This window comes from Terrisphaera buseokensis, assembly GCF_047521145.2.
Lineage (GTDB): Bacteria > Verrucomicrobiota > Verrucomicrobiia > Opitutales > Opitutaceae > ER46.
The window spans coordinates 4163844-4175936 of the sequence record NZ_CM134186.1; the positions used below are offsets into that span (position 1 = coordinate 4163844).

General features: G+C 63.9%; 11 protein-coding genes. 6 read left to right on the forward strand and 5 right to left on the reverse strand.

What is annotated here, in order from left to right; all coding sequences use genetic code 11:
• The first annotated feature begins 20 nt into the window (after positions 1-20).
• From plsX to rpe, 5 genes are all read left to right on the forward strand, one after another.
• A complete protein-coding gene (plsX, locus tag ACLJEU_RS15550; RefSeq protein ID WP_414661525.1) occupies positions 21-1079 on the forward strand; it encodes a phosphate acyltransferase PlsX in 1059 nt (352 codons plus the stop codon).
• A gap of 69 nt (positions 1080-1148) precedes the next feature.
• A complete protein-coding gene (locus ACLJEU_RS15555) occupies positions 1149-2141 on the forward strand; it encodes a beta-ketoacyl-ACP synthase III (RefSeq protein WP_414661524.1) in 993 nt (330 codons plus the stop codon).
• Between the two features lie 12 nt (positions 2142-2153).
• Complete coding sequence (locus ACLJEU_RS15560) at positions 2154-3218, forward strand: tetratricopeptide repeat protein (RefSeq protein WP_414661523.1); 1065 nt, start codon at positions 2154-2156, stop codon at positions 3216-3218.
• Between the two features lie 79 nt (positions 3219-3297).
• Positions 3298-3855: an LPS assembly lipoprotein LptE gene (gene lptE / locus ACLJEU_RS15565; RefSeq protein WP_414661522.1), complete on the forward strand. Its 558-nt coding sequence runs from the start codon at positions 3298-3300 to the stop codon at positions 3853-3855.
• 65 nt (positions 3856-3920) lie between these two features.
• A complete protein-coding gene (gene rpe / locus ACLJEU_RS15570) occupies positions 3921-4577 on the forward strand; it encodes a ribulose-phosphate 3-epimerase (RefSeq protein WP_414661521.1) in 657 nt (218 codons plus the stop codon).
• A gap of 21 nt (positions 4578-4598) precedes the next feature.
• Here rpe and ACLJEU_RS15575 read toward each other — a convergent pair whose 3' ends face one another.
• Both ACLJEU_RS15575 and ACLJEU_RS15580 read right to left on the reverse strand, forming a co-directional pair.
• Positions 4599-6218, reverse strand: a complete 1620-nt coding sequence (locus ACLJEU_RS15575) for an ABC transporter substrate-binding protein (protein ID WP_414661520.1) — start codon at positions 6216-6218, stop codon at positions 4599-4601.
• A complete protein-coding gene (locus ACLJEU_RS15580) occupies positions 6215-7285 on the reverse strand; it encodes an ABC transporter ATP-binding protein (RefSeq protein ID WP_414661519.1) in 1071 nt (356 codons plus the stop codon). Before ACLJEU_RS15580 ends, ACLJEU_RS15575 begins: the two co-directional genes overlap by 4 nt.
• 145 nt (positions 7286-7430) lie before the next feature.
• Here ACLJEU_RS15580 and hpt point away from each other — a divergent pair, with 145 nt between their 5' ends.
• Complete coding sequence (hpt, locus tag ACLJEU_RS15585; RefSeq protein WP_414661518.1) at positions 7431-8015, forward strand: hypoxanthine phosphoribosyltransferase; 585 nt, start codon at positions 7431-7433, stop codon at positions 8013-8015.
• 153 nt (positions 8016-8168) lie between these two features.
• On the opposite strand, the gene uvrB is transcribed toward hpt, so the two are convergent.
• The 3 genes from uvrB to ACLJEU_RS15600 are packed head-to-tail and all read right to left on the reverse strand — an operon-like array spanning position 8169 to position 12077.
• The gene (gene uvrB, locus ACLJEU_RS15590) at positions 8169-10211 is read right to left on the reverse strand and encodes an excinuclease ABC subunit UvrB (RefSeq protein WP_414661517.1); all 2043 of its coding nucleotides are present in this window, start codon (positions 10209-10211) and stop codon (positions 8169-8171) included.
• Between the two features lie 44 nt (positions 10212-10255).
• Positions 10256-10645 carry a GxxExxY protein gene (locus ACLJEU_RS15595; RefSeq protein WP_414661516.1) on the reverse strand — a complete coding sequence of 130 codons (390 nt, stop codon included), beginning with the start codon at positions 10643-10645 and terminating at the stop codon, positions 10256-10258.
• A 28-nt stretch (positions 10646-10673) separates the two neighbouring features.
• Complete coding sequence (locus ACLJEU_RS15600; RefSeq protein WP_414661515.1) at positions 10674-12077, reverse strand: hypothetical protein; 1404 nt, start codon at positions 12075-12077, stop codon at positions 10674-10676.
• Between the last annotated feature and the right edge of the window lie 16 nt (positions 12078-12093).

Below are 12093 nucleotides of genomic sequence, written 5' to 3' on the forward strand. Positions count from 1 at the left end.
AGAACCCCGCCATCCCAGCGATGGTTACCACCTCCGGCGCGGCGGACCGCATTGCGGTAGACGCCATGGGCGGCGATTTGGGCCCGGCCGAAGTCGTCGCCGCCGTCAAACTCGCGCTCAGCCAGTACGCCGCCCTCAGCGGTATCACCTTGGTGGGCGATGAGGCCGTGCTTGCACCCTTGGTGGCGCAGGCTGGTCTGACCCGGAACAGCCGGCTGACCCTGCATCACGCCTCCGAGGTGATCACGATGGAGGACAAGCCGCTGAATGCGTTGAAGCGGAAGAAGGATTCATCGATGGTGCGCGCGATCGAACTCGTGAAGTCCGGCGCGGCAGGGGTCGTGGTGAGCTGCGGCAACACCGGTGCCTTGATGGCCGGAGGAACGCTGCGGCTCCGCACCATGGAGGGCATTGCCCGACCGGCACTCGCCGCCGTGTGCCCGCGCGAAGGTGGACATTTCGTGCTGATTGACGCCGGGGCGAATCCCGAGGCCCGCCCGGAGCATCTGGTCCACAATGCGATTCTGGGCAGCCACTACTGCCGGGTCATGCTGGGCGTCGCGTCGCCTCGCGTCGGCCTGATGACCATCGGCACCGAGGAGGGCAAGGGCAACGCCCTCATCACCGAGACGAACGAACTCCTGCGCAAGGTGGGCTCTCTGGTCAATTACGCGGGCCCCATTGAGGGCTTTCATGTGTTTGCCGAACACGTCGACGTCGTCGTGTGCGACGGCTTTGTCGGCAACATCATGATCAAGAGCTGGGAATCGCTGGTCCGTTTCTTCTCCACGATGCTCAAGGAGGAACTCCAGGCGAATCCGATGCGCGCCACCGGCGCCCTCCTCTCCAAAGGCGCGTTCAACGCCCTCAAGGAACGCATCAATCCCGAGCGCTATGGCGGCGCGCCGCTCCTCGGACTGAATGGCAACATCTTCAAGGCCCACGGCTCCTCCAATCGCCGCGCCATCAAGTACGCGATCAACGCCGCTCACGAAATGGTGAAGGCGAACATCAATCCGCAGATCGAGGCCGACGTCGCGCGCGCCAACGAGCTGATCGCCCAGCCGGCGTTTACCTGACGAGTCGGTGTCGCGCCCGAGTATCCGGGTCCGCGCACCAGCGTCGTTTTTCCTGCCTCGTTCCACGTAATGCCCACCCGCTCCACCGTTATTCTCGGCACCGGTTCGTACGCACCCGAGCGCATCCTGAGCAATGAAGACCTCGCTCACATGGTGGACACTTCGGACGAATGGATCCGCACCCGGACCGGCATCCGTGAACGGCGCATCGCCGCACCGGACGAAGCGCCGTCGGACATGGGCGTCCGTGCCGCCCAGCGCGCCCTCGACGATGCCGGCGTCCGTCCCGCCGAAATCGATCTGCTGATCGTCGCCACGGTGACGCCCGACATGCCGATGCCGGCGTGCGCGTGCATCATCCAGCACAAGCTGGGCGTGCCGACGACGGCAGCGTGTTTCGATCTCAATGCCGCGTGCTCCGGCTTCGTTTACAGCCTCGATACCGCGTGCGCGATGCTCACGTCGGGACGCTACCGCAAGGCACTGGTGATTGGCGTCGAAAAACTGTCCGCCGTTCTCGACTGGCAGGATCGCACCACCTGCGTGTTGTTTGGCGACGGCGCCGGTGCCACCGTGATCGGTCTCTCTGACGAACCCAACGTGGGTTTGATTGGCACGCGGTTGGGCACCTCGGGCGCGGAGGCAAATCTCCTCTACATTTCGCACGGTGGCACGCGTTCGCCCGCCACGACCGAGTCGATTGCCGCGCGTGATCACTGCATCCGGATGAAGGGGAAGGAAATTTTCAAACTGGCAGTCCGGGCCATGGACGAAACCGCCCGTGATATTCTGGAACAACACGGGGTCCGCGCTGATCAGATTTCACTCGTCATTCCCCACCAGGCCAATCTTCGCATCATCGAGGCCATTTCGCAGTACCTTGAGCTCCCCATGGAACGCTTCTTCGTGAACGTCGACCGCTACGGCAACACGTCCGCCGCCTCGATTCCGATCGCGCTCGATGAAGCGCGCCGGAGCGGCCGGATCAAAGCCGGCGATCTCACGTTGCTCGTCGCATTTGGGGCGGGCTTGACCTACGGAAGCGCGCTGATTCGCTGGTAACTCCTTTTCTCGATGCGTTCTGCTCCAGCCCGCCGTGTCCCGGCCGTCCTCAGTCTCTTCCTTTTCGCCTTCGGCCTGCTGACGGGGCTGGCTCGCGCGGACCTCGTGTGGAGTGCACAAACCGGGTGGCGCGTCGAGGGCGGCGCCCTGTCGGGCCTCGCCGGCGCGGAGGGCAGCAAGGCGCTCGACCAGATGAACAAGGCCCGCACCGCCGAGGAGGAAGGCAGCGGCCGCAGCGCGATCCGGACCTATCAGGCCATCGCCAAGAAGTATCCGAATTCCATCTACGCGCCCGAGGCGCTGTATCGCTCGGCCCGAATCCGCCTCGCCCGGAAGGAATACAACAAGTCCTTCGAAGATTTTCAGCAGGTGCTCGCGCGTTATCCGAACACCCGGCGTTTCAACGAAATCACCGGCGAACAATATCGCATCGCCAGCGCCCTGCTCGACGGTGCGCGCGGCCGGATGCTCTTCGGTTTGCTCCCTGGATTCAAACAGCGCGAAAAATCCATCGAGTACTTCGAAACGATTCTCGTGAACGCTCCGTACAGCGACTACGCCCCGCTCTCCCTGATGAATGTCGCGCGCGGCCACCAGAAGCTCGGCAACACCGAGAACGCGATCGATGCGTTGGATCGCATGATCAACACGTACTCGCAGACGCTGCTCGCGCCCGACGCCTATCTCAAGCTGGCGCAGACGCACGCCTCGCTGGTCGACGGCCCCTACTACGATCAGGGCTCCACCAAGGAGGCCATCACCTACTTCACCGACTTCATGCTGCTGTTCCCGAGCGACACCGGCGTCGCCAATGCGGAGAAAGGCCTCGACGGCATGAAGACCATGCTCGCCGAGAGCAAGATGCGCATGGCCGATTTCTATTTCTACAAGCGCTCGAATTTCAAGGCGGCCCGCGTCTTCTACAACGAAGCCATCACGGCGTATCCGGAATCCAAGATCGCCCAGCGCGCCAAGGCCCGCCTCGCCGAGGTCGAAGCCAAGGCCGCCAACCAACCCGCCCCGGCCGCGCCGGGCGAGGCCCAGCCGGCGAAGAAGAAACGGTTCTTCTTCTTCTGAGCGCGGCCCGCGCCAGCACCGTTTTTCGCTCCGCCGATCGCGTCGTCATTACGAACGCAGCGCAGACTCCCCCTCCCGCATGCGCCTGATTCGTTTCACGCTCGCGTCCGTTTTCCACCGGTCCGGCCACGCTCTCGCCGGACTCTCGGTCGCCCTTGCGTGCGGCCTCCTGGCCTCGGGTTGCGCCCACTATCAGCTCGGCACCGGAGCCGGCCCCGGCTTTCGCACGCTCTACGTTGAACCGGTGATGAACAAGACGCTGCTGCCCCAGGCCCAGGCGCTCGTCTCCACCCATCTCCGCGAAGCGTTCGCCCGCGACGCCCGCGTGCAGATCGTTAACTCGGCCGCCAACGCCGACGCCACCTTGGTGGTCGCGATCAACGACTATCACCGCGACATCGCCGCGGTGCGCGAAGGCGACACCGGACTCGCGCGGAAATTCAATGTCACCCTCGGCGTGACCTGCACGCTGCGCGACAATCGCGGCGGCAAGGCCCTCTTCGAAAATCGCCCGGTGACCGCCGTCCGCGAAGTCTTCACCGACAGCGGTCTGCTCCAATCAGAGTACCAGACGCTGCCCATTCTTTCCGAAGCGCTGGCCGTGAAAGTCGTCCACGCCGCGCTCGACGTGTGGTAGGCGCGCCGGCGCGCCCGGCTCCGCTCTTGCTCCCTTCCCCCGGCTCGCTTCTCCTTCAGCAGCCGATGCACGCTCCCGTACTCGCTCCGTCGCTCCTTGCCGGTGATCACGCCCATCTCGCAGCCAGTGCCCGAACCGTGGCCGACCTCGGAATCTGGTGGCTGCACCTCGACATCATGGACGGGCACTTCGTGCCCAACCTGACCTTCGGTCCGGAGACGCTCGCCGCCCTGCGCCGCTCGGGTTCAAAACTGTTTTTCGACACCCACCTGATGCTGTCGGAACCACAGCGCTACGTCGAAGCCTTCGCCAAGGCCGGAGCCAACCTCATCAGCATCCACATCGAGCCGGAGTACGACACGCTGGGCACGCTTCGGCGCATTCGCGAACTCGGATGCCAGTGCGGCATCGTGCTGAATCCGGGCACGCCGCCCGAATCGATTCTCTCGGTCCTCAGCCAAGTCGACCTCGTGCTCGTCATGACCGTGCAGCCGGGCTTCGGCGGCCAGGCGTTCCAGCCCGAGATGCTGGCCAAGCTGAAGACCATCGACACCTGGCGCCGCTCGCGAGATCTCACCTTCCGCCTCGAAGTGGACGGCGGCATCGACCTCGCGACCGCGGCCGAATGCCGTGCGGCCGGCGCGGATACGTTTGTGGCCGGGACCTCCTTCTTCCGGGCGAAGGACCAGGCCGCGTTTGCCGCCACGATGGCGCGGCTCTGACGTTTCGTCGCTTTGACGGCGCTACTTTGCGCCGCGCGCGATCGCCTCGGCCCGCGCGTAGCTGGCCCGAAACGATGAGGCGAGCTCCTTGGCCAGCCGCACTTCCTCGACCTTGTCGCGGGCGTTGAGGCGTCCGCGAATGTCCTTCGACGTGCGATCGTAGTCGATCACTGCCAGTTCCTGCATCACCGCCAGAGCCTGGGATTTTGCCGGCTCCGGCGCCGCCAGAATCGCACGCCACGCCTGTTTCAACTCCGCATGCGTGTCCTGGCACATGATCCGGGTGATGAACGCCATTTCGCGGAAAATCCGTCCCGTCCAGGCTTCGCGATAAATCAGCGGTTCACGCTCGTCATAGGGCGATTCGTTCGGATCGGTGAGATACTGCCGCCACTCGGACGTCGCGTAGAAATCGCGTCGCACCGGGAGACGCCGTAGCACGAAGCGCTGCGGACCGCCCGGCACGCCCGTCTTGAAGTTCCAGAGTTTCTGCCCTTCCAGCGAAAGCACGTACTCCATGAATGCCGTCGCCACCGGCCGGTTTTTCGCGCCGCGCAACAGCGCGATGGGATCGACCGACGACACGGATCCACCCGTCGGTGCCGCATAGCCGATGCGATCCGAGTGGTCGCGACGCCGCACTGCCTCCTGCTGCTGGCGGCCGTAGAAATCGATGCACAAGCCGGCGGCGCAATTGCCCGTCGCGACATCGATCGGCGGTTTCTGTGACGTATCCGTGAAGTAACGCGCGTTCGCGCCGATGCGCTGCAACAGCCGCATGCCCTCCATCCAGCCTTCGCGCACCGCCCGCGCCTCGATGGCCGCCGGATCCGCGCCGGGCGTCTCCGCCTGCAATGCGTGCAACCGCCGCTGCATCTGTTGCTGAATGATGTTCTCAAAGGCCTTCGCGACCGATCCGCTCTTCGTTGGATCCGCGAGTCCGACTTCGCCCACGAGCCGCGGGTCGGCCAAATCCGACCACTGCGTGGGCTCCCGTTCGAAGCCGAGGCGCTTCAGGGCATCGCGATTGTAGATGATGCCGTACGAACTCAGGACCGTGCCGATCCATAATCCGTCACGCTGCCAGTAGTCCTCGCCGCCAAAGCGTTTGGGAATGACGGCATCCGTGAACCACTCGGGATGCGCCTTCATGACCCCTGCATCCACGAGCCGACCGGCCTGGGCCTGCCGCTCGAAGTCGTAGGTGCCGCCGCCAAAAAAGACGTCGATCGAGCAGCCGACGTCCGAAGCCAGGAACGCGGCGCGAGCCTCCTTCACGATGGCTGGAGCATCCGCGGCCAGCCGGCCATTGTGAAAGCCGGCCTGAATCTCCGCGCTCCAGGGCCGGCCGAGCGTCCGCGTCCAGTGATGCTCGAACGCGGCGACGTATTCGCCTTCGAGGAAGCGCGCAATGTCACTCGTGCCACCGATGATCCGCCAGTCGATCGAGACCGTCCGTCCGGTCCGCTGCTTGTACCACTCGGCAAAGCCACGCGTGAACTCGTACCGGATCGCCTCGTTGTGCGGCGTCACGATCGCCACCGTATCATCGGCCCGGCCGACGGCCGCGCGCTTGGGTCGCAGGACGAACGGCAGCGCGACGATCGCGACCAGCGCGGAAATGATGAACAGCCGTTTCACTCGACCAGCACCACCACATCGTCCGGTTCGGCGCTGGCGAACACCTCGCCCCGGGCCGACTGGTCGATGAAACGCGGATTCAGTTCCAGGATCTTCAGCGCGCGCTCGCCCGCGATCAGTTCGTACTGCGCCAGCTCGCCGAGATAAATCGCCTCGCCAATCCGGCCACGCACCGCATTACGCGCCGGTGCCTCCCGGCTCAACACCCAGCATTCCGGCCGCACCGACAGCGTGACCTTCGCGCCCGGTGCCGGCGTCGCCCGCGAATCGCCCATCACGCCTTCAAATCGGCCCACCGGAGTCTCCACCGTTGCGCGCCCGCGATCCAATCCGACCAGCGTGCCCTCGATGAAATCGGTTTCGCCAATGAAGTCCGCCACGACCTTGCACGTGGGACGACGGTACACGTCGCGCGGCGATCCCACTTGGAGAATCGAGCCACGATCGAGAATCGCCATGCGATCCGACACCGACAGCGCCTCCTTCTGATCGTGCGTCACGTACACCGTCGTCAGCTTGAACTCCTTGCACACCCGCCGGATTTCCGCGCGCATTTCCAGCCGCAGCTTGGCGTCGAGATTGGACAGGGGCTCGTCGAGCAGCAGACACCGCGGCCGGATCACCAGCGCGCGCGCGAGCGCCACGCGCTGTTGCTGGCCGCCGGACAGCTGATTGGGTCGCCGCTCCGCGTATGCGCCCATGCGGACCGACTCCAGGGCCTCACCGACCCGACGCTTGATTTCGTCCTTCGCGACTTTTCGTTCCTCGAGGCCGAAGGCGACGTTCTCCGCCACTGTCATGTGGGGCCAGAGCGCGTAACTTTGAAACATCATCCCGGTGTTTCGCTTGTGGGGCGCGAGCCGCGTCACGTCCTCGTCCCCGAAGAGAATCTTCCCCTCCTCCGGAATGTAGAAACCGGCCAGGCTGCGCAACAACGTGGTCTTGCCGCAGCCGCTCGGCCCCAGCAGGAAGAACAGCTCCCCGGGCTCAATCGCGAGATCGAGATGCTGCAACGCCGTGACCGCTCCGAATCGTTTCGTCAGTTGCTGGATGCGTATGGAGATCATGCCGCTGGGCGCAGCCGCCGAAGCAAGATTTCAGCCCCGGCATAGTCAAAGTAAATTCCCCTGCAGCGCCGAACGCGCGAGCCTTCGCCGGCCGCAGGATCCAGTTGCATCTCCGACCCCGCTTTGTCTGGCTCGCCACCCCGCCATGCCCGCCGCGAAAAAGCCCGCCACGTTGCATCCCGATCTCGCCGAAGTCCTCCTGACCGAGGCTCAAATCCGGCGCCGGGTGAAGTCGATCGCGCGCGAAATCAAAAAGGTCTACGACGACCGCGAGTTCACCATGATCTCGCTGATCAATGGCGCAGTGATGTTCACCGCCGATCTCATGCGCGAAATCGACAACCCGGTGCGGCTCGACTGCATTCGCGTTTCGAGTTACGGCGCGAAGACGAAGTCCATCGGAACGCCGCAGGTGATCTACAATCTGACTCTGGACATCGCCCGCCGCGACGTGCTGGTGATCGACGACATTCTCGACACCGGCAAGACGCTGAAGCTCGTGCGCGATCTCGTGCTGGAACTGAAGCCGGCGAGCGTCCGCACCTGCGTGCTGCTCGACAAAAAGGCCCGGCGCGAAGTCGCGCTGGAAGCCGATTTCGTCGGCTTCGAGATTCCCGACAAGTTCGTCGTCGGGTACGGTCTGGATTTCGCCGAACGCTATCGCAACCTGCCCGGCATCGGCGTCCTGCGGCCCGACAAGCAGACCGCCGGCGCGTGGGCAACGGGCTGAGTTTCCTTCGCGCGGAGCCGATTCCGCGATAGAGCGAATCCGCTCATACGGAAGTGCCGGCGTACCGCCGGCTTTGATTCGTTGCCGGCCGGAGGCCGGCGCTCCCAAACGAAGTGTCGCTCGGTCTATTCGCGCACACTCTGCGTCAGATCATTAACGGCGCGATTTGCCTCGCACCGCTGCCGCCGTACTCCGCGCGCGCGGATAATCCTTCGTCGGTGCCCGCGCCGCCTTGCGATAGTCGCCGGACTTCAGGGCATTGATCTGATCGCGCAACACGGCCGCGCGCTCGAACTCAAGCCGCCCGGCCGCGCCCGCCATCTCCTCTTCGAGTTCCGCGATCACCGCGGCGACGTCATCGGCACTTTCCGCGACTACCGGCTCCTCCGTGCTCTGGCCGGAGCCATCGTAGACGTGAAGGCTCGACTGCGCCGTGCGCTTCACGCTGCGCGGCGTGATCCCATGCTCGAGATTGTAGGCGAGCTGTTTCTCCCGCCGGTATTTCACGGCCTCCTGCGTGCGGCGGATAGATTCGGTGATATTGTCCGCGTAGAAAATCACCCGACCCTTTTCGTGCCGGGCCGCGCGGCCTGCGGTTTGGATGAGCGACGTCTCGCTGCGCAGGAATCCCTCCTTGTCGGCGTCGAGAATGGCAACGAGCGCCACCTCGGGCAAATCGAGACCTTCGCGCAGGAGATTGATGCCGACGAGGACGTCGAAATTCCCGAGCCGCAAGTTGCGCAAGATCTCCACGCGCTCGATCGCATCGATGTCGGAGTGCAGATATTCCACCCGCACCTTGGCCTCGCGCAGGAAACTCGTGAGATCTTCGGACAACCGCTTGGTGAGCGTTGTCACCAGGACGCGCTCACCCGCGGCGGCCGCGGCCTTCACCTCCGCGATCAAATTTTCCACCTGCCCCTTCGTCGGTCGAATCGTAATCTCAGGATCCAGGAGGCCGGTGGGGCGCACCAGCTGTTCGGCAATCACCGCTGAGCGCTTCAACTCAAACTCGGCGGGCGTGGCCGACACGTACACGGTCTGGCCCGTCACGGCGTCGAACTCCGCGAACGCCTGGGGGCGGTTGTCGAGCGCCGACGGCAGGCGGAAGCCGAAGTCCACCAGGGTCGTTTTGCGTGCGCGGTCGCCGTTGAACATGCCGCCCACCTGCGGCACGGTCGCGTGGCTCTCGTCGATGATGAGGAGAAAATCCTTCGGGAAGAAATCGATGAGACAGAACGGACGCTCGCCCGGCTTTCGCGCCGTCAGATGGCGCGAGTAATTCTCGATGCCGTTGCAGAAGCCCATTTCCTGCAGCATCTCGAGATCGTAGTTCGTTCGCATCCGGATGCGCTGAGCCTCGAGGTACTGCCCGCGGCCTTCGAAGTAAGCCACGCGTTCGTCGAGCTCCCGCTTGATGGCGGCGATCGCCGGCTCGAGGCGTCCGCGGCTCGTCACGTACTGATTCGCCGGGTAGAGATCGAACTGATCGAGCGTGTGGATCACGTTGCCCGTGAGCGGATCGAATTCGCTGAGCGCGTCGATCTCGTCGCCGAAGAATTCCACCCGCAGTCCCTGCTCCAGATAGGACGGCATGATATCCACCACGTCCCCGCGCACCCGGAAACGGCCGGGTTTCAATTCGTAGTCGTTCCGCTCGTAGATGTTGTCGACGAGCCGCTCGAGCAGCTTCTGCCGCCCGATCGAGGCGCCGCGACGGAGCGGAATGCGCATCTCGGTGAACTCCTGCGGCGAACCCAGGCCGTAGATGCACGAGACGCTGGCCACGACGATGACGTCCTTGCGCGACACCAGCGAACTCGTCGTCGACATGCGGAGCCGCTCGAGCTCCTCGTTGCGCGACGAATCCTTCTCGATGAAGGTGTCGCTCGAGGCGATGTACGCTTCGGGCTGGTAGTAGTCGTAGTAGCTGACGAAGTATTCGACGGCGTTCTCCGGGAAGAAGTTTTTGAACTCCGAGTAGAGCTGCGCCGCGAGCGTCTTGTTGTGCGACATGATCAGCGTCGGTCGCTGCAGCTGCGCGATGACGTTGGCCATGGTGAACGTCTTGCCCGAGCCCGTGACGCCGAGGAGCGTCTGATGCCGATTCCCCGCGCGCAGCGAAGCCACGAGTTTCTCAATGGCCTGCGGTTGATCCCCGGTGGGTTTGTAATCGGAACTGAGCTTGAAGAGCATCGGATAGGAGGAGGAGCAGGAAGCCAGGAAACCAGGAAGCAGGCTCAAATTGTGGACCGAAACTCAGCCCCGATTCGTTTCACTTGCAACGTGGGTGCCGCGAAATTTATCAGCAGTCCGAATTTCAAGCCCGTCGCACGGAGATAGGATCGGACCACAGCGTAATGGACATCCTCAAACGCCTTGATCGCTTTGAGCTCCACGACCACCGCAGACGCAACAATGAGGTCGAGGCGATGTTCTCCGACTTGCTGGCCACGAAATAACACAGGAACTGTCACCTGGCGCTGAAATGGAAGACCGGAGTCCACCAAGCCAATCGCCACGGCTTCTTCGTAAACCGATTCAAGGAAACCGGGACCCAACTCGCGATGCACCCCAATCGCGACCCCGATTACTTTTCCTGTCAGCGGATCATCAATCTCCGATTTCATGGCTTCCTGGATTCCTGCTTAGTCTCACTCACAAGCCAAACACCTTCAGCACCGCGTTCCAGGTACTCGACCAGAATTTTCCCGCGGTCGCGGCCGCGCCCTCGGTGGCGGTCTCCTGCAGGATGAAGAGCCCCTGGCCGGAAAAGAGATCGTCGAAGAGCGGGTTCATCCCGCGATAATAACTCCAGAACGTCTCCGCCCGCACGGGCCGGTATTCCAGATTGGGCGTAAAACCGATTGTCGCATCCTGATTGGTTCGCCGCGCCGGCGCGGTCTGCCCCGCTCGATCGGCCAGCCGCTCCGCCCGCACCCCGCGACTGCCCGACACCACGAGGCGGCACGGTCCGAGAAATTCGAAGAAGCGAAACTGCCCGCTGATCCACGCCTGCCAGCGAAAGATTCGCCAATGCCGCCGGATCCTCAGCCGCTGACCTTCGTACTGCAGCACACCGGCAAGAAAGCTCGGACGCAGGATGATCGAGGCTCCCGCCGGTACCTCGACCAGCGCGAGTTCGATGTGCGGATCATCGCCGTTGGACAGCGTCACGCGATAGACACCCGTCGCGCGCGCGTGCCGCATCTCCACCAGCTCGACGAGACCGCAGGCAAGACTCGTGAACGGTATCCGCCAATCGAGCACGAACCGCGTGCGCTTCTCGATGCCCTCGTCGGAGGCCTGCAGAAACTTCTCCTTGATCCGGAGCAGCTCGCCCGGATTCAGCGTCGCCTCGACCGACACATGGCTTGCCCCCACTTCGGGCAGCGTCACGGGATCGGGCCCCAGCCGGATCGGCCTCCCCCGCGAGAGAAAGGGCGCCAGCCCATAGTACAGCGACAGCGCCCAGAGCGTCGGACCAAAGAAGTAACTCGCGAGCGCGAGGGCGATGTACCACTTCGTTTTCTCCCAAGCCAGGACGAGGTACTGCCGCACCCGCGACTGGCTGGTCTCGAGATTGACGATGTCGGCACTCGCGCGGCGCAGCGCCGCCTCCGCGCCGTCCTTCTCCCACAGCGCGTGGGTCACCACCTGTTGCAGTTCGATCAGTTTTCCGGTCGTTTCCGTCTTCAACTGCTCCATGCGCTGCAACTGCGCGACGTTCGCGGACTGCTGCTCGCGATTGCCAAACCACCGCTCCCACCAGCTCTCCAAATCACGCAGCACGGCGATCACCTTCTCCGCGCGCTTCACGTTTTCCCGCTGTTTTTCGATGTCCGATCGCAGGCTCGCGATGCGCTGCTCGATTGCCGCCTCCGCCGCCAGCAGGCGTTCGCGATTCACGTAGGCTTCCTGCAACCGCTCCATCCGCCGCGCCTCGAACACGCCTTCCTCCTGCAGGAAAAGCCACAGGCCATAGCCCGCCAGCGCGAGGACCACGATGATCACCGTCGCGGCCATTTTCTGCCACAGCCACAGGGCCAGTCTGAGAAGCATCGCCTGCATTCGGAAG

Bases quoted from the DNA above. Each gene is read 5' to 3' on its own strand.
- rpe (WP_414661521.1), top strand. From the start codon at position 3,921: ATGCACGCTCCCGTACTCGCTCCGTCGCTCCTTGCCGGTGATCACGCC.
- lptE (WP_414661522.1), top strand. From the start codon at position 3,298: ATGCGCCTGATTCGTTTCACGCTCGCGTCCGTTTTCCACCGGTCCGGC.
- ACLJEU_RS15580 (WP_414661519.1), bottom strand. From the start codon at position 7,285: ATGATCTCCATACGCATCCAGCAACTGACGAAACGATTCGGAGCGGTC.
- ACLJEU_RS15555 (WP_414661524.1), top strand. From the start codon at position 1,149: ATGCCCACCCGCTCCACCGTTATTCTCGGCACCGGTTCGTACGCACCC.
- ACLJEU_RS15600 (WP_414661515.1), bottom strand. From the start codon at position 12,077: ATGCTTCTCAGACTGGCCCTGTGGCTGTGGCAGAAAATGGCCGCGACG.
- uvrB (WP_414661517.1), bottom strand. From the start codon at position 10,211: ATGCTCTTCAAGCTCAGTTCCGATTACAAACCCACCGGGGATCAACCG.
- hpt (WP_414661518.1), top strand. From the start codon at position 7,431: ATGCCCGCCGCGAAAAAGCCCGCCACGTTGCATCCCGATCTCGCCGAA.
- plsX (WP_414661525.1), top strand. From the start codon at position 21: ATGGTTACCACCTCCGGCGCGGCGGACCGCATTGCGGTAGACGCCATG.
- ACLJEU_RS15560 (WP_414661523.1), top strand. From the start codon at position 2,154: ATGCGTTCTGCTCCAGCCCGCCGTGTCCCGGCCGTCCTCAGTCTCTTC.
- ACLJEU_RS15595 (WP_414661516.1), bottom strand. From the start codon at position 10,645: ATGAAATCGGAGATTGATGATCCGCTGACAGGAAAAGTAATCGGGGTC.